The organism is Serratia sp. NA_112.1, assembly GCF_052691715.1.
On sequence record NZ_JBQZFO010000003.1, the window covers coordinates 343,043 to 359,682 of the forward strand.

Sequence of the window (16,640 nt, forward strand, 5' to 3'; positions counted from 1 at the left end):
TCGAGGTCAACCCTAACCCGTTAGCCCAAAACCTGTCTAATCGATTAGATAGATCAATGCAGTCATATTGATCGGCGAAAACGATCGTCATGAAGTAATCCCCCACCTAATCCCTGCGCGCCGTTGTTTGGTGGGCCTTCCAACGCCGATGACGTGCGCGCGACCCCGCGTGGCTGCAAGCTGTCCACACCAAACAACCACGGAGTAAACTCAATGAGTGACTACCATCACGGCGTGCGAGTCATTGAAGTCAACGATGGCACCCGCGTGATTTCAACTGTTTCCACTGCTATTGTCGGCATGGTGTGTACCGCCAGCGATGCTGATGCGGCCATGTTCCCGCTCAATGTCCCGGTATTGATCACCGATGTGCAAGCGGCGGTAGGCAAGGCCGGTAAAAAAGGCACGCTGGCCGCTGCGTTGCAGGCCATCGCTGACCAGTGCAAGCCGGTCACGGTGGTGGTGCGCGTGGCCGAAGGTAAAGACGCTGCCGAGACCACGACCAATATTATCGGCGGCGCAAATGCGACCGGCCAATATACCGGCATCAAGGCGCTGCTGACGGCGCAGGCGGTCACCGGTGTTAAGCCGCGCATCCTTGGCGTGCCAGGATTAGATACGAAAGACGTGGCCGCCGCACTGGCAACGGTCTGCCAATCCTTGCGCGCCTTTGGCTACATCAGCGCCTGGGGCTGCAAAACCCTCCCTGACGCCCTCAAATACCGCGACAACTTTGGCCAGCGTGAGTTGATGCTGATTTGGCCGGATTTCCTTGCCTGGGATACCACTACCAATGCCAGCAATACAGCCTACGCCACGGCGCGCGCCCTGGGTCTGCGTGCCAAAATCGACCAGGAACAGGGCTGGCATAAAACCCTGTCCAACGTCGGCGTTAACGGCGTGACCGGCATTAGCGCCTCGGTGTTCTGGGATTTGCAGGCACCCGGCACCGATGCCGACCTGCTCAACAAGGCAGGGGTTACCACCCTTATCCGTAAAGATGGTTTTCGTTTCTGGGGTAACCGCACCTGTTCTGATGATCCGCTTTTCCTGTTTGAAAACTACACCCGCACCGCGCAAGTGCTGGCCGACACCATGGCCGAAGCGCATATGTGGGTGGTGGATAAGCCGGTCACGGCCACGCTTATCCGCGACATCATTGACGGCATCAAGGCCAAATTTCGCGAGCTGAAAAGCAATGGTTACGTCATTGACGCGGATTGCTGGTATGACGAAAGCGCCAACGATAAGGAGTCACTGAAAGGCGGGAAACTGTTTATTGATTATGACTATACGCCAGTGCCGCCGCTGGAAGACCTGACCCTGCGCCAGCGCATCACCGATAAATATCTGGCCAATCTTGCCGCCGCCGTCAACAGCTAAGAGGACGTTTAATAATGGCACTCCCGCGCAAACTGAAATACCTCAACCTGTTTAATGACGGCCTGAGCTACATGGGCCTTGTCAGTTCGGTGACCTTGCCGAAGCTGACCCGCAAGCTGGAGAACTATCGCGGCGGTGGCATGAACGGCAGCGCCCCGGTGGATTTTGGCCTGGACGATGAGGCGCTGAACGTGGAATGGGCCATCGGCGGTTTGCCTGATGACGCCTTGTGGGGGCAGTACGCTGCCGCCAGTGCGGCCACCGTGCCGCTGCGTTTTTGTGGTTCTTACCAGCGTGATGACACCGGCGACGTGGTGGCTGTCGAGATTGTGCTGCGTGGTCGCCATAAAGAAATGGATTTTGGCGAGCAGAAACAGGGTGAGGATACCGAGACCAAAATCACCACCCAATGCACCTATTACAAACTGACGATTGATGGCAAAGAGCGCATCGAAATCGACACCATCAACATGATTGAGCGCGTGAACGGTGTCGACATGCTGGAGCGTCACCGCCGCAATATCGGCCTGTCGTAATTTACCGGCGGTCAGCGTGGCTGGCCGCACCTTTCCCCCTATTAATTAAGCGAGAAACTCCCAATGAAAAAAGCAGATAAAGCAGCAGAAAGCTCGAACGTGGTCACTCTGGATACACCTGTAAAGCGCGGCGATACCGAGATTGCGTCTGTAACGCTGATTAAGCCAAACGCAGGCACCTTGCGTGGTGTGAGTCTGGCGGCGGTGGCGGGGTCGGATGTCGATGCGCTTATCAAAGTCTTGCCGCGCATGACTTACCCGTCACTGACCGAAAGCGAGGTCGCTTTGCTGGAGTGGACTGACCTTGTGGCGCTGGCGGGTCAGGTCGTTGGTTTTTTGTCGCCGAATGCGGAACGCTAACGTTTCCCACCGGGATGTCGGTTGATGACCTGATGGCGGATATCGCGGTGATTTTCCACTGGCCGCCGTCAGAGCTTTATCCGATGAGCCTGATTGAGGTTATCAACTGGCGCGATAAAGCGCTCCAACGAAGCGGACACGCGAATGAGTAACAACGTTAGATTGCAGGTGCTACTCAAAGCCGTTGACCAAGCCAGTCGTCCATTCAAGCACATCCAGACAGCGAGCAGGTCGCTGTCTGCGAACATTCGCACCACGCAGCAAGACCTCAAGAAACTGAATGCCCAAGCGCGGCGCGTTGAGGTTTTTCGCGAGTCGAGTGCGCAGCTTGCGGTCACGGGCCGAGCACTGCAAAAAGCCAAGCAGGACGCCGCCGCGCTGGCGGTGGCAATGAGAAGTACGGTCAACCCCACCAACGCACAAGTAAAAGCGTTGGAGGCGGCCAAGCGTGCGGCCTCCGAGTTGCAGCTCAAGCATAACGGGCTGCGCCAGTCAGTGCATCGCCAGCGCCAGGAGTTGACGCAAGCGGGGATTAATACTCGCACGCTGGCCAATGACGAGCGCAAGCTCAGAGCCTCCATCAGCGACACCACCAACCAACTCAATCGGCAGCGCGAGGCGTTGGTGCGCGTCAGCCAGCAGCAGGCTCGGTTAAGCAATGTCCAGCGGCGTTATCAGGCCGGTAAGCAACTGGCGGGCAATGTGGCCGGTATGGGGGCTGCCGGGGTAGGGATTGCGACGACGGGCCTGTATGCGGCAGGCCGATTTATTGCGCCCGGCGTGGGTTTTGATAAGCAGATGTCGGCTACACAATCCATTCTTGGCGTGGATAAAAGTGACGAGAAGCTCGTCAAAATCCGGCAGCAGGCGCGTGATATTGGCGGGTCGACAGCGTTCTCGCCGATGGACGTTGCGCGTACACAGACGACGCTGGCCAAGTCGGGGTATAACGCCGATGCCGTGCTGGCGGCTACCGGTTCAACGGTAAATCTCAGTCTGGCCGCCGATGTGGATATCGCGCAGGCGGCTGACATCATCACCAATATGCAATCAGCGTTTAACCTGCCGATGTCGGACATTGAGCGCGTTGCTGATGTGATGACCAAGGGGTTCACGTCGTCCAACACCAACCTTGTCGAGCTGGGTGAGGCGATGAAATACGCCGCGCCAATCGCCGAGGCCGCCGGGGCCAGCATTGAAGATGCTACCGCCATGCTGGGTATTTTGGCGGACAACGGCATCAAAGCCTCCATGGCGGGGACGGGCACCAGTGCCATCTTTAGTCGCTTACAAGCTCCGCGTGGGCAATCACCGGCGGCGCTGGGTGAGTTGGGTGTCAAAACGCGGGACGGCAAAGGCAACATGCTGCCCGTTGAAAAAATCCTTAAATCCATTCACGCCTCATTCAAGAAAAACAAACTTGGTACAGCGCAGCAGGCGGAATACCTGAAAGTTATTTTCGGTGAGGAGGCCATGAAGGGTGCCGTTAAGCTCGTTGCCGCCGCCGGTAACGGAAAACTGGCGGAGAAGCGCGCAGCAATCCAGGAGTCGAAGGGGACAACGGACAGGGTGGCGAAAGTCCAGACCGACAACCTTGACGGGGATTTAAAAAACCTTCAGTCGGCCTGGGAAGATGTACAGATTGAGGTGTTTGAAAAGCAGGACTCGGCACTAAGGCAACTGACACGCTCGGCGACTGAGTGGCTAACAACCGTTGGCAAATGGACAAAGGCAAACCCGGAGCTGACGAAAAAAATCTTTATGGTCACCACGGCCATCCTGGGTGTCATTGGTGTGCTGGGCGGGATTGGGTTGGTCGCGTGGCCGGTGATTGCCGGGATTAACGGTATCGTTGCAGCGGCGGGGCTGATGGGCACAATCCTCAGCGCCGCCGGTGGGGCCATCATGGCTGTGTTGGGGGCGCTGACGTGGCCGATTGTGGCCATAGGGGCTGCGTTTGTGGCCGGTGCGTTGCTTATCCGCAAATATTGGGAACCCCTCAGCGCCTTTTTCAGCGGGGTGGTTGTCGGCATTTCTGAGGCGTTCGCCCCGATTGCTGCGCTGTTTACTCCGCTTAAGCCGATGTTTGATGCCCTCGGCGGCTGGCTAAAGCAGGCGTGGCAATGGTTCACTGACCTGCTCAAGCCGGTGAAGTCCAGCCAGGAGAGTCTTGATAGTTGCAAGAATGCCGGTGTTGAGTTTGGCCGTAGGCTGGCCGATGCGCTGATGCTGCCGCTCAAGGCGTTCAACAAGCTGCGAGAGGGGATTAAGTGGGTGCTGGAAAAGCTCGGCGTTATTAACAGCGAGTCCAGTGATATTGACAAGAAGGCGCAGAAAGCCAACGACTACGCCGCCGGGGCTGGTAGAGGTGGTTACTACCCTGTGGGCGGTGCGATGCCAGGGACGTATGTGCCGGTCAGCGCTGGGGGCGGGAAATCCTACACGGACAACAGCGTCAATAACTTCCACGTGGCCAGCAGCCACCCAGGCGGCATGACCGAAGCGCAAACCAAGCGGATGTTGTTGCAAGTGGTTGAGGAGCGCGAGCGCAAAGCCCGCGCGGCGCAGCGTTCAACATTGGCCAGCGACTAAAGAGGGGGATGTCACCATGATGTTAATCCTGGGGTTGTTTGTGTTTCGACTTCAAACGCTGCCCTACCAAACCATGCAACGCAACGTCGATTATCGCTGGCCATCCAATAGCCGGATTGGCTTGCGCCCGGCGTTGCAGTTTCTCGGCGTCGGTGAGGAGAAAATTACGTTATCCGGGGTGCTGATGCCGGAGATCACCGGCGGTAAGGTCTCGTTGCAGCTCCTAGACGCGATGGCTGCCGAGGGGCGGGCGTGGCCGATGCTGGAGGGCACCGGCACCATTTACGGAATGTTTGTGGTCAACAGCGTCAGCGAGACCCGTAGCGAGTTCTTTTCTGACGGCAGCGCCCGACGCATTGAGTTCTCGCTCACGCTAACCCGTGTGGACGAGTCTCTGACGGCGCTTTATGGGGATTTGCGTGCGCAGGCTGAGGGCTTGCTCGGTCAAGCTCAGGGGCTGGCAGATAAAGCGGGCGCAGCAATGGGAGGGTTGTTGTCATGATGCCCGGTTTAACGCTGGATGCGGGGGCAAAAGTGGCCCCGGCCTTTATGCTCACGATGCAGGGAAAAGACATCACACAGAACATCAGCCCGCGCCTGTTGTCACTTGCCTTGGTTGATAACCGCGGCTTTGAGGCTGACCAGCTTGATATCGAACTGGATGATGCTGACGGGCAAGTCATGATGCCGGTGCGTGGTGCGGTGCTCTCGCTGCTGCTGGGCTGGCAGGGGCAGCCGTTGGTCAACAAGGGCACTTTCACCGTGGATGAGGTGGAACACCGAGGCGCGCCCGACACGTTGACCATTCGCGCCCGTAGCGCGGACTTTCGTGGCACGCTCAATTCACGCCGGGAGGAGTCTTATCACGACACCACCCTCGGCGCGGTACTGGAGAAGATTGCCGCCCGCAATAAGCTGACGGCCAGTGTTGCCGAGGGGCTGGCCGGTATTGCCATCCCACACATTGACCAGTCACAGGAGTCTGATGCCAAATTCCTGACCCGCCTTGCCACGCGCAACGGGGCGGAGGTGTCGGTCAAGGCGGGTAAATTGCTGTTTCTCAACGGCGGCAGCGGTGTAACGGCAAGTGGCAAACCCATCCCGCAGGTGACCATCGAGCGCCGCGACGGTGACCAACATCAGTTTGCGATTGCTGACCGGGGAGCCTATACCGGCGTCACGGCCAAATGGCTACACACCAAAGACCCGAAAGCAGCGCAAAAGAAAAAGGTCAAACTCAAGCGCAAGCCCAAGGTGAAGCACTTGCGCGCCTTGCAACACCTCAAAGCCACCCAACACACGGCGAGTAAGAAGGCATCGGCAAAGCCAAAGGAAGAACGCGAGGGGGAGTATATGGCGGGCGAGGCTGACAACGTGTTTGCACTGACCACCATTTACGCCACCAAGACGCAGGCCATGCGGGCGGCTAAGGCCAAGTGGGACAAACTGCAACGCGGTGTGGCTGAGTTCTCGCTCAATCTCGCCATGGGGCGTGCGGACTTATACCCAGAAACGCCGGTGGCGGTAAAAGGCTTTAAGCGCGTCATAGACGAACAGGCGTGGATCATCACCAAGGTAACCCACCACTGGGTGATGGTGGCTATACGACGGCGCTAGAGCTTGAGGTGAGGCTTTCTGATGTTGAGTACGAAGAAGAAAAACAAAGTGATGATTAATTATTAATGTGTTGTTTTATAAAGAAAATATACTAAAATGTCTTTATCGAAACTGACCGGTAAAGGTGATAAATATGTTCCATTGCAACTTATGCGGTACTGCTGCACATGCTCGTTCTAGTCGTTACCTGAGCGAGAATACCAAGGAGCGTTATCATCAGTGTCAGAACGTCAATTGCGGACATACGTTTGTCACCATGGAGACCGTTGAGCGGTCAATAATGTCGCCCGGCAGGGTGAACCCGGTGCTGCCACACCCTAATCACTACGGTCAGCAAAGTATGTTGATGTAAGCAAATCGCCCCGGAAATCCGGGGCTTTTTTCGAAGTGTGGTCAATGCGTGGACACGCTATGAAATAAATCCTTTTATTTCAAAATGATAACTGCATATTGCTGGGCCTCATTCGAGGCCCTAGTTTTTTGTGCTCCGCAGCCGATTTTTACAGCGATGATTGTTCGCGAAATAGCCACTCAACCTGTGAAAGATAGACCTGGACAAGGTTTTTAATTATCCTTTGCCGTCCTTTTACTAGGCATAAGAATGAAATTCCGAGTTAATTAACTGATTACTATTAAAAAATTCGCGGAGAAGGATATCCCGTTAGGCGCAACCGTTGTCGCTGCAGATTAAGGTAAGCTTTCCTATGAGTACGATTTCTCCCGATTCCGGCACGCTGGCTCCCGCCCAGCCGGGCAAATGGAACAAGACGGACACCGTCTGGATGTTTGGCCTCTACGCCACTGCGGTGGGGGCAGGTACGTTGTTTCTGCCGATCAACGCTGGCTTAAACGGTCCACTGGTGCTGTTGCTGATGGCCGTGTTTGCCTTCCCACTGACTTATTTACCGCATCGCGCACTGAGCCGCTTTGTGCTTTCCGGCTCTAGCCGTAACGGCAATATTCATGATGTGGTGGTCGAGCACTTTGGCGTGCTGGCCGGTAAAATCATCATGGTGCTGTACCTGATGGCGTTCTTCCCGATAGTGCTGGTGTACAGCATTTCGATCACCAACGCGCTGGACAGCTTCCTGACTCATCAGTTTCACCTAACGTCGCCACCCCGTATCTGGCTGAGCCTGGCGGTGGTAGTGGTGCTGAATCTGGTGCTGCTGCGCGGTAAAGACGGCATCGTATCGGCGATGGGCATACTGGTATTTCCATTACTGGTATTTTTGATGGGGATTTCGCTGTACCTGATGCCGACCTGGCAAACCGCCAACTTTGTCAGTGGCCTGGCGAACACTCAGTTCAGTAGCCCAGATTTGTGGCATTCGCTGTGGCTGGCGGTGCCGGTCATGGTGTTTTCATTCAGCCATGCGCCGATTATTTCGTCCTTTGCCTCGACCCAAAAGAGCCTGTATGGCGAACTGGCTGAACGCCGTTGCGCGCGGATCATGCGCTACAGCTACGTGCTGATCTGCGTCACCGTGTTGTTCTTTGTCTTCAGCTGCGTGCTGAGTCTGTCCCACGAGGATATGCAGCAGGCGAAAGATCAAAACATTACCGTGCTGACCACGCTGGCGAACAAATTCTCCAACCCGTTGATCGCCTATTTGGGGCCGATGATGGCGATGCTGGCGATGGCCAAGTCCTATCTGGGTACCTCACTGGGGGTGACCGAAGGGGCGACCAGTCTGATTGACGGCCTGACGCGCGCAGTCGGAAAACCGCTAAGCTCGCGTATTACGCACCGTATTTCTGCCGTGTTGCTGTTCCTGTTGACCTGGGCGGCGACGGTTTGGAACCCGAGTGCGTTGCACATTATTGAAACCATCAGCGGACCGCTGATCGCGGCGATCCTGTTTATTTTGCCGATGTATGCGGTGCGTACGGTACCCGCTATGCGTCGTTACCGCGCGCTGAGCAATGTATTTGTGCTGGTGATGGGGCTGATTGCGCTGTCGGCGCTGATTTACGGCCTGATTTAACCTGACTGGTGCGCCGGTTCCGGTGCACCACCTTGTTGCGGTTCACATCTCTTTTCAATTAATCGAAAACTCGCCCGGCGTTCTCTTTGATAATGTGAGCAATTCTCATTATTATTTCTGGATTAACTTCTCACGCTAAGGAGTGTTACGTGTACCGTCGAATGACCCTGCTGGCTTTCGCCTGCGCCTTTTCTACTCAGGTGATGGCGACCACTTATCCGCTCACCCTGACCGATACCGCCGGTCAAACCCTGACGATTAAACAAGAGCCGAAACGCATTGTGGTGCAGGATGGGCGCGATATTCTGACGCTGGCCTTGCTGGACCGTGCCGATCCCTTTACCCGGCTGGTGGCGTGGAACAACCTGCTGAAGAAGAGCGATGGTGAAACCTGGAAAATTCTGCAAAGCAAGTGGCCAGAAGCCAAGAACATTATCGATATGGGGTTTAGCGACAAGGGAGAGATTAACCTGGAAAGCGTTATCGCCAAACACCCTGATCTGATGGTGGCGCAGCTACGCTCGAAACCTTCTCTGAGCCAGACTGGCGTACTCGACAAGCTGCAAGCGCTGAATATTCCGGTGTTGTTTATCGATACCATGCTGAAACCGATGGAGAACACCCCGAAAAGCATTACCTTGCTGGGGGAAACTCTAAACCGTGAAAGTGAAGCGAAACAGTACACGGACTTTTATCAGCAGCACTATCAGAGCATCCTCGATAAAACCAAAAAGGTAGATCCAAAGCCGCTGGTGTTTATTGAGGCCAAAGCCGGCCTGAACGGGCTGGAGTCTTGCTGTTTCACCCATGCTCATGTCGGATGGGGTGGAATGATTGAGGCGGTAGGCGCACGCAATGTGGGTTCGGAACTGTTACCGGGCGCGACGGGCGACGTATCGCTTGAGAAAGTGATCAGCATGAAGCCAGATGCGTATATTATCTCCGGTTCCCAGTGGGCCAGTAAAACCAACGCCGCGGTACCTTTTGGCTATGGTGTGACGCAACCGCAGGTGGATGCTGCGTTCAACGCAATGAAACAGCGCCCAGGCTTTGCCCAGCTTTCGGCGGTAAAAGAGGGCCGCTTCTATGGCATTTATCACAATTTCTATAACCACCCGTACAATATCGTTGGGCTGGAGTATTTGGCGAAGTTTATCTATCCGAACCAGTTCCAGGATTTGGATCCGGCGAAAACCTACAGCGAGATCCTCAGTCGTTTTACTGAAGTGCCGGAAGGTCAGGGTATTTTAGGCGCGCAGGCACCTGCAGGTAAGTAAGTGAAACGGGCGCGGTTTGCGCCCGTTAGGTTGCTGACAAAGCAGGGAAAAGCGTGGTTTTTCCTGCTTTGTGGTGAGCAGCCGAAAATCAATAAATTGATTTTCCTGATTTTTATTTATCGGCCTCTACTCGCTCTGGGCAGGAATGAGGTTTGTCATCAGTCTGACGGGCGCTTAGCGCCCGTATTTATGGCTCAGGCAACGGCTGGGGTATAGGTGGCGATGAGCTCCAAAATGCCGTTGATAATAAATTGCACGCCCATACACACCAGCAGGAAACCCATCAGGCGTGAGATCGCCTCAATGCCACTTTGCCCAACCAGTCGCATGATAGCGCCAGAGCTGCGCAGGCAAGCCCATAAAATCAGGGCCACCGTCAGAAAGATGGCCACTGGCGCGACTAGCAGCACCCAGTGCGCAAATCCCAGAGTGTTCTCTTTGACGCTCGATGCGGAACTGATAATCATCGCAATGGTTCCCGGACCGGCGGTGCTGGGCATCGCCAATGGCACAAAGGCGATATTGGCCGAGGTTTTTTTGCGCAGCTCATTGCTTTTGCTTTCAACCTCTGGAGTCTCATCCGTACTTTGCTGCGGGAACAACATGCGAAAGCCAATAAACGCCACAATCAGCCCACCGGCGATCCGCAAGCCGGGAATAGAGATACCGAAGGTGTTCATGACCAACTGGCCGGCATAGAACGCTACCGTCATGATAAAGAACACATAGACCGAGGCCATCAGCGATTGCTGGTTGCGCTCTTCGCGCGTCATATTGCCCGAAAGCCCGAGCAACAGTGCGACTGTGCTGAGTGGGTTGGCCAGCGGCAGTAGTAGCACCAAACCCAGTCAATGGCCTGGAATAACTACGGAATACTCGTCATGGGGCAGACTTCCTGTTTTCAGTAAATGTTGCGACGCAGTTTAAAAGTCCTACCCTAACTTGCCGCGTGTTCAGCGGCAACAATAGGGAAGCGACCTCTAAATATAGAGGAATCGCGTTTGCAGCTCATTATCCCTGAGTGCTGGAGGGGGTTAGCTCAGGAAGCGCGTCAGTGTCGGCGTCATCGTCATTCACACAAGCACTGGTTATCTCCTGCGCATCTTCACACTCGATGGGCGGTTCGTTAACCGCAATGGCTCTCGGGTGGCGGTCTGCCCCCAGGTGTAATACCGCAAAAATAGCCACCAGCATGATGCAAACGCCAACGAGTAACTTCAATAATCGGTTCATGATGCGGGATGCTGTCTCAACTCTGCCTGTCATAGGGTGTTTTGTTGGTTGTTTTTGTTTTTTATGGCCATTTCACCGCGAGTTGGTCCCGAGTTGGTCCCGAGTTGGTTCTATTTCGCATTAATTGCCACGATCCCCAGCTACAGACTAATACTATAGGCGTGCTTTAAATAATAACGAGAGTGACTATGAGACATGATCTGCAAATTTTACTGGGGAAAGTATGCCATTTTCTGCTTTGCAGCCTGCTACTGGCTGGCTTGGTGGGCCTGATTTTTATCGACGTGCATTGGTTGCATAATTTTGTTTATGAAACCTCGCTAACTGAAATAGCTCAGGAGTTGATTCTTGCCGCCATAGCATCCTGTTTTTTCATTGCGGCATGCAGGGATGCTGTTTATCGGCCAGCGTGGATGCTGATCGGTGGTTTCTTTCTGTGCATGCTGATTCGAGAGATGGATTTTGCCTTTGATATGCTTTTGCATGGATCCTGGTTCTGGTTTGCTCTGGCGGTTGCACTGATTTGTTTGGGGTATGCGTCTCGTCATATTGCAGCCACATTGCAGGGGCTGGTGCATTTTGTGACGCATCCGAGCTACGGCATGATGTGTGCTGGCCTGCTGTGTATCTTGGTGTTTTCACGGCTGTTCGGCATAAGTTCACTGTGGCAGACATTGATGCTCGATGGTTACAACCGGGTGGTGAAGAATATGGTAGAAGAGGGCTGTGAAGTCCTGGGGTATTCCCTGTGCCTGATTGCCACCCTGAGTTACCTGAAAGGCTATTTATCGCCGCGAACTGCAGCAATTCGCTGACTGGATCTGAATTGCAGTTTATTTATCCGAAACAATTTTAGTGATAGTATCCACTTAGCCAAATATGGCTGTGAAGGTATGCTTTCCATTCTGTGTACCCGGTTAGGTATCAATCTGGCAATTGTGGGCGAGATCTGAAACCTAACTGACTAAAACCCAACCCAATTTTCGTACTGCAAGTGATCTGTCGTGTGGGTCACCACTGTAGATAAGGAATTATTAATGCCTGTTATTACTCTTCCTGACGGCAGTCAGCGTCATTTTGCAAACCCTGTTTCCCCCCTGGATGTTGCCCTTGATATCGGTCCTGGCCTGGCGAAAGCCTGTATTGCCGGTCGTGTGAACGGTGAACTGGTTGATGCCGGCGATCTGATCGAATCAGACGCGCAGTTGGCTATCATCACCATCAAGGATGCCGAAGGCCTGGAAATCATGCGCCACTCCTGCGCGCACCTGTTGGGTCATGCCATCAAGCAGCTGTGGCCAGACACCAAAATGGCGATCGGCCCAGTGATCGACAACGGTTTCTATTATGACGTTGATATCGACCGTACCCTGACGCAGGAAGACCTGGATCTGCTGGAAAAGCGGATGCATGAGTTGGCCGACAAAGATTATGACGTCATCAAGAAGAAGGTTAGCTGGCAAGAAGCCCGTGACACCTTTGCCGCGCGTGGTGAAAACTACAAAGTGGCGATTCTGGATGAGAACATCAGCCATGACGACCGTCCTGGCCTGTATCACCACGAAGAATATGTCGACATGTGCCGCGGTCCGCACGTGCCGAACATGCGTTTCTGCCATCACTTTAAACTGCAGAAAACGTCTGGCGCCTACTGGCGTGGCGACAGCAAAAATAAAATGCTGCAGCGTATCTACGGCACCGCATGGGCAGACAAGAAACAGCTGAATGCCTATCTGCAGCGTCTGGAAGAAGCCGCTAAACGTGACCACCGCAAGATCGGCAAGCAGCTTGACCTGTACCATATGCAGGAAGAAGCGCCGGGTATGGTGTTCTGGCACAACGATGGCTGGACAATTTTCCGCGAGCTGGAAGCCTTTGTGCGCATGAAGCTCAAGGAGTACCAGTATCAGGAAGTGAAAGGGCCATTTATGATGGACCGTGTGCTGTGGGAAAAAACCGGCCACTGGGAAAACTATAAAGACGCCATGTTCACCACCTCGTCGGAAAACCGCGAGTATTGCATCAAGCCGATGAACTGCCCGGGTCACGTGCAGATCTTCAACCAGGGCCTGAAATCCTACCGTGATTTGCCGCTGCGTATGGGGGAGTTCGGCAGTTGCCATCGTAACGAGCCTTCGGGTTCTCTGCATGGCCTGATGCGCGTACGCGGGTTCACCCAGGATGACGCCCATATCTTCTGTACTGAAGAGCAGGTGCGTGCCGAGGTGAACGAATGCATCAGAATGGTCTATGATGTGTACGGTACTTTTGGCTTCGAGAAGATTGCGGTAAAACTTTCTACCCGTCCTGAGAAGCGCATTGGTACTGACGATATGTGGACCCGTGCGGAAGAGGATCTGGCCGCTGCGCTGACTGAAAACGGGATTCCGTTTGAATATCAGCCGGGTGAGGGTGCCTTCTACGGACCTAAAATTGAATTTACTCTGCATGATTGTTTGGATCGTGCATGGCAATGTGGTACCGTGCAGCTCGATTTCTTCTTACCGGGCCGTTTAGGCGCATCGTATGTTGGCGAAAACAACGATCGCGTGGTCCCGGTAATGATTCACCGTGCTATTTTGGGCTCCATGGAGCGTTTCATCGGTATCCTTACCGAAGAATACGCAGGGTTCTACCCAACCTGGATTGCTCCGGTACAGGTGGTGGTGATGAATATCACCGACAGCCAGTCTGATTATGTCCAGCAATTGACCAAAAAATTGCAGGACGCAGGTATTCGCGTTAAAGCAGACTTGAGAAATGAGAAGATTGGCTTTAAAATTCGCGAACATACTTTACGACGGGTTCCTTACATGTTGGTGTGCGGTGATAAAGAGGTCGAATCAGGCAAAGTTGCCGTTCGTACCCGCCGTGGCAAAGACCTGGGAAGCCTGGACGTAAATGAAGTCGTAGACAAGCTGCTAAAAGAGATTCGCAGCCGTAGTCTTCATCAACTGGAGGAATAAAGTATTAAAGGCGGAAAACGAGTTCAACCGGCGCGTCCTAATCGCATTAACAGAGAAATTCGCGCGCAAGAAGTTCGCCTAACCGGCGTCGATGGCGAGCAGATTGGTATTGTCAGTCTGAATGAAGCTCTTGAAAAAGCTGAGGAAGCGGGCGTTGATTTAGTAGAAATCAGCCCAAATGCCGAACCGCCAGTTTGTCGAATCATGGATTACGGCAAATTCCTCTACGAGAAGAGCAAGTCGACAAAAGAACAGAAGAAGAAGCAAAAAGTTATTCAGGTCAAGGAAATCAAATTCCGTCCTGGTACCGATGATGGCGACTATCAGGTAAAACTACGCAACCTGATTCGCTTTCTTGAAGATGGCGATAAAGCCAAAATCACCCTGCGTTTCCGTGGGCGTGAGATGGCGCACCAACAGATCGGTATGGAAGTGCTTAACCGCGTCCGTAAAGACCTGTGTGAAGATTCTGATTTGGCCATTGTCGAATCCTTCCCTACGAGGATCGAAGGCCGTCAGATGATCATGGTGCTCGCACCGAAGAAGAGGCAGTAAGGCCTCCAAGTAATAAAACTCACGCAGCGCTTGCGTGGTGTGGGTTTTATTCGCCTAACTGATTCGTTGTTTAACAATGCGAAGTGGATTTAATTAAAATGCCAAAGATTAAAACTGTACGTGGTGCAGCCAAGCGCTTCAAAAAAACCGGCAGCGGTGGTTTTAAGCGCAAGCACGCTAACCTGCGTCATATTCTGACCAAAAAAGCAACCAAGCGTAAACGTCACCTGCGTCCGAAAGGCATGGTGTCTAAAAACGATCTGGTCCTGGTTACCGCGTGCCTGCCGTACGCATAAGCCATTTTTTTTGAATCTAGAATAAGACTTTAGGAGAGAGCATATGGCTCGCGTAAAACGTGGTGTAATTGCACGCGCACGTCACAAGAAAATTTTAAAACAAGCGAAAGGTTACTACGGTGCCCGTTCGCGCGTTTACCGTGTTGCCTTCCAGGCAGTAATCAAAGCAGGTCAGTATGCTTACCGTGACCGTCGTCAACGTAAGCGTCAGTTCCGTCAGCTGTGGATTGCACGTATCAACGCAGCTGCTCGTGTGAACGGTCTGTCTTACAGCAAATTCATTAACGGCTTGAAAAAAGCTTCTATTGAAATTGACCGTAAGATTCTGGCTGACATCGCAGTCTTCGACAAAGTGGCCTTTGGCGCACTGGTCGAGAAAGCGAAAGCAGCACTGGCGTAAGTCAGTTATTAAAGAGGGAGCTTGCTCCCTCTTTAATCTTTGTTTTTCAGCTACAAATACTGACTTTTATTGACCAGCGCCATATCTCTGGTGGACAATCACCGACAAGGTAACGCAATCATGAATTCTGTTATTTTTCGTTTCTTTTTTTACTTTAGCGCCTGATTTCAGGAGGCTTTGCGCGTAAGAGAAGAAACGAAAAGTAGCGCCTAAGCCTCCCCTGTGGAGGCTTTTTTGTTTTCAGTCATACCCTTTGCCTTTCAAACTACAGCGGTGTTGGCCGCGTGTGTTCATCCCGGTCACTTAGTTATCTAAGCTCCCGGGGACTCACTCACTTGCCGCCTGCTGTAGCTTGAAATTCTGTGGGTATGAGTCAGGCCAGATAACATAAATTATCAGTCATTACTTAGGGCCATACCGGCCAGAGGAAGAGGAAAGCAATGCCACATCTCGCAGAGCTGGTTGCCAATGCCAAGGCAGCCGTAGAAGATGCCCAGGATGTTGCCGCGTTAGATTTGGTACGCGTCGAATATTTAGGCAAGAAAGGCCATTTTACCTTACAGATGCAATCGCTGCGTGACGTGCCGGCAGAAGATCGCCCGGCGGCCGGAGCGGTGATCAACCAGGCAAAGCAGGCGGTGCAGGAAGCGCTGAACGCGCGTAAGAATGCGCTGGAATCTGCTGCGTTGAATGAGCGTCTGGCGGCAGAAACCATCGACGTTTCCCTGCCGGGCCGCCGTATGGAAAACGGTGGGCTGCATCCAGTGACCCGTACCATCGACCGTATCGAAGCCTTCTTCGGCGAACTGGGCTTCTCTGTAGAGACCGGGCCTGAGATTGAAGATGACTATCATAACTTCGATGCGCTGAATATTCCGGGTCACCACCCGGCGCGTGCCGATCACGATACCTTCTGGTTCGATGCTACGCGTTTACTGCGTACCCAAACTTCGGGCGTGCAGATCCGCACCATGAAGGAACAACAGCCGCCAATCCGCATTATTGCGCCGGGTCGTGTTTACCGTAATGACTACGATCAGACGCACACCCCGATGTTCCATCAGATGGAAGGCCTGATTGTCGATAAGGACATCAGCTTCACCAACCTGAAGGGCACGCTGCATGATTTCCTGAATAACTTCTTTGAAGAAGATTTGCAGGTTCGTTTCCGTCCTTCTTACTTCCCGTTTACTGAACCTTCCGCTGAAGTGGATGTGATGGGCAAAAACGGCAAATGGCTGGAAGTTCTGGGCTGTGGCATGGTTCACCCGAACGTGCTGCGCAACGTGGGTATCGATCCGGAAGTTTACTCCGGCTTCGCTTTCGGTATGGGTATGGAGCGTCTGACGATGCTGCGTTACGGCGTTACCGACCTGCGTGCGTTCTTCGAAAACGATCTGCGCTTCCTCAAACAGTTTAAGTAAGGCGGGAATATTA

The 16,640-nt window shown here is 53.5% G+C and carries 18 protein-coding genes, 1 pseudogene and 1 other annotated feature; of the genes and pseudogenes, 17 read left to right on the forward strand and 2 right to left on the reverse strand.

Annotation, left to right across the window (positions count from 1 at the left end; all coding sequences use genetic code 11):
• Positions 1–213: 213 nt before the first annotated feature.
• The 10 genes and pseudogenes from ACUTQ5_RS09475 to ACUTQ5_RS09520 all read left to right on the forward strand — a co-directional run bounded on the left by ACUTQ5_RS09475 (position 214) and on the right by ACUTQ5_RS09520 (position 9,753).
• Complete coding sequence (locus ACUTQ5_RS09475; protein ID WP_445651043.1) at positions 214–1,383, forward strand: phage tail sheath protein; 1,170 nt, start codon at positions 214–216, stop codon at positions 1,381–1,383.
• Between the two features lie 14 nt (positions 1,384–1,397).
• Positions 1,398–1,919, forward strand: a complete 522-nt coding sequence (locus ACUTQ5_RS09480) for a phage major tail tube protein (RefSeq protein WP_161712048.1) — start codon at positions 1,398–1,400, stop codon at positions 1,917–1,919.
• Positions 1,920–1,982: 63 nt separating this feature from the next.
• A complete protein-coding gene (locus ACUTQ5_RS09485) occupies positions 1,983–2,279 on the forward strand; it encodes a phage tail assembly protein (protein ID WP_445651044.1) in 297 nt (98 codons plus the stop codon).
• A gap of 14 nt (positions 2,280–2,293) precedes the next feature.
• Positions 2,294–2,431: a GpE family phage tail protein gene (locus tag ACUTQ5_RS09490; protein ID WP_161712050.1), complete on the forward strand. Its 138-nt coding sequence runs from the start codon at positions 2,294–2,296 to the stop codon at positions 2,429–2,431.
• Complete coding sequence (locus ACUTQ5_RS09495; protein WP_445651045.1) at positions 2,424–4,871, forward strand: phage tail tape measure protein; 2,448 nt, start codon at positions 2,424–2,426, stop codon at positions 4,869–4,871. The genes ACUTQ5_RS09490 and ACUTQ5_RS09495 overlap by 8 nt, the downstream gene beginning before the upstream one ends.
• A 16-nt stretch (positions 4,872–4,887) precedes the next feature.
• Entirely contained in the window at positions 4,888–5,373 is a 486-nt protein-coding gene (locus ACUTQ5_RS09500; RefSeq protein ID WP_166732801.1) for a phage tail protein, read from the forward strand.
• Positions 5,370–6,547: pseudogene (locus ACUTQ5_RS09505) on the forward strand (phage late control D family protein). Before ACUTQ5_RS09500 ends, ACUTQ5_RS09505 begins: the two are co-directional and overlap by 4 nt.
• Before the next feature lie 74 nt (positions 6,548–6,621).
• A complete protein-coding gene (locus ACUTQ5_RS09510) occupies positions 6,622–6,840 on the forward strand; it encodes a DNA-binding transcriptional regulator (RefSeq protein ID WP_071683683.1) in 219 nt (72 codons plus the stop codon).
• A gap of 352 nt (positions 6,841–7,192) precedes the next feature.
• Entirely contained in the window at positions 7,193–8,476 is a 1,284-nt protein-coding gene (locus ACUTQ5_RS09515; protein WP_445651046.1) for an HAAAP family serine/threonine permease, read from the forward strand.
• A 149-nt stretch (positions 8,477–8,625) separates the two neighbouring features.
• The gene (locus tag ACUTQ5_RS09520; RefSeq protein ID WP_445651047.1) at positions 8,626–9,753 is read left to right on the forward strand and encodes an ABC transporter substrate-binding protein; all 1,128 of its coding nucleotides are present in this window, start codon (positions 8,626–8,628) and stop codon (positions 9,751–9,753) included.
• A 194-nt stretch (positions 9,754–9,947) separates the two neighbouring features.
• Here the strand turns inward: ACUTQ5_RS09520 and ACUTQ5_RS09525 are convergent, their stop codons facing one another.
• Together ACUTQ5_RS09525 and ACUTQ5_RS09530 are read right to left on the reverse strand one after the other, a co-directional pair.
• Positions 9,948–10,601: a MarC family NAAT transporter gene (locus ACUTQ5_RS09525; protein ID WP_445651153.1), complete on the reverse strand. Its 654-nt coding sequence runs from the start codon at positions 10,599–10,601 to the stop codon at positions 9,948–9,950.
• Positions 10,602–10,764: 163 nt separating this feature from the next.
• Positions 10,765–10,974: a hypothetical protein gene (locus tag ACUTQ5_RS09530; RefSeq protein WP_445651048.1), complete on the reverse strand. Its 210-nt coding sequence runs from the start codon at positions 10,972–10,974 to the stop codon at positions 10,765–10,767.
• Positions 10,975–11,174: 200 nt separating this feature from the next.
• Here ACUTQ5_RS09530 and ACUTQ5_RS09535 point away from each other — a divergent pair, with 200 nt between their 5' ends.
• The 7 genes from ACUTQ5_RS09535 (at position 11,175) to pheS (ending at position 16,627) form a co-directional block, all read left to right on the forward strand.
• Positions 11,175–11,801: a hypothetical protein gene (locus tag ACUTQ5_RS09535; RefSeq protein WP_445651049.1), complete on the forward strand. Its 627-nt coding sequence runs from the start codon at positions 11,175–11,177 to the stop codon at positions 11,799–11,801.
• A gap of 222 nt (positions 11,802–12,023) precedes the next feature.
• Positions 12,024–13,952, forward strand: coding sequence for a threonine--tRNA ligase (thrS, locus tag ACUTQ5_RS09540; protein ID WP_445651050.1), 1,929 nt, complete (start codon positions 12,024–12,026; stop codon positions 13,950–13,952).
• 3 nt (positions 13,953–13,955) lie between these two features.
• Positions 13,956–14,507, forward strand: coding sequence for a translation initiation factor IF-3 (infC, locus tag ACUTQ5_RS09545; protein WP_013812633.1), 552 nt, complete (start codon positions 13,956–13,958; stop codon positions 14,505–14,507).
• A 98-nt stretch (positions 14,508–14,605) separates the two neighbouring features.
• Entirely contained in the window at positions 14,606–14,803 is a 198-nt protein-coding gene (gene rpmI, locus ACUTQ5_RS09550) for a 50S ribosomal protein L35 (protein WP_004931418.1), read from the forward strand.
• 43 nt (positions 14,804–14,846) lie between these two features.
• A complete protein-coding gene (rplT, locus tag ACUTQ5_RS09555; protein WP_004943595.1) occupies positions 14,847–15,203 on the forward strand; it encodes a 50S ribosomal protein L20 in 357 nt (118 codons plus the stop codon).
• 116 nt (positions 15,204–15,319) lie between these two features.
• Positions 15,320–15,442, forward strand: a sequence feature (Phe leader region).
• Positions 15,324–15,368 (forward strand): pheST operon leader peptide PheM, encoded by a 45-nt coding sequence (gene pheM / locus ACUTQ5_RS09560; protein WP_197724622.1) that lies wholly within the window; start codon positions 15,324–15,326, stop codon positions 15,366–15,368. Its footprint overlaps the feature before it by 45 nt.
• Positions 15,443–15,643: 201 nt before the next feature.
• Positions 15,644–16,627 carry a phenylalanine--tRNA ligase subunit alpha gene (gene pheS / locus ACUTQ5_RS09565; protein ID WP_012144881.1) on the forward strand — a complete coding sequence of 328 codons (984 nt, stop codon included), beginning with the start codon at positions 15,644–15,646 and terminating at the stop codon, positions 16,625–16,627.
• Positions 16,628–16,640: the final 13 nt, after the last annotated feature.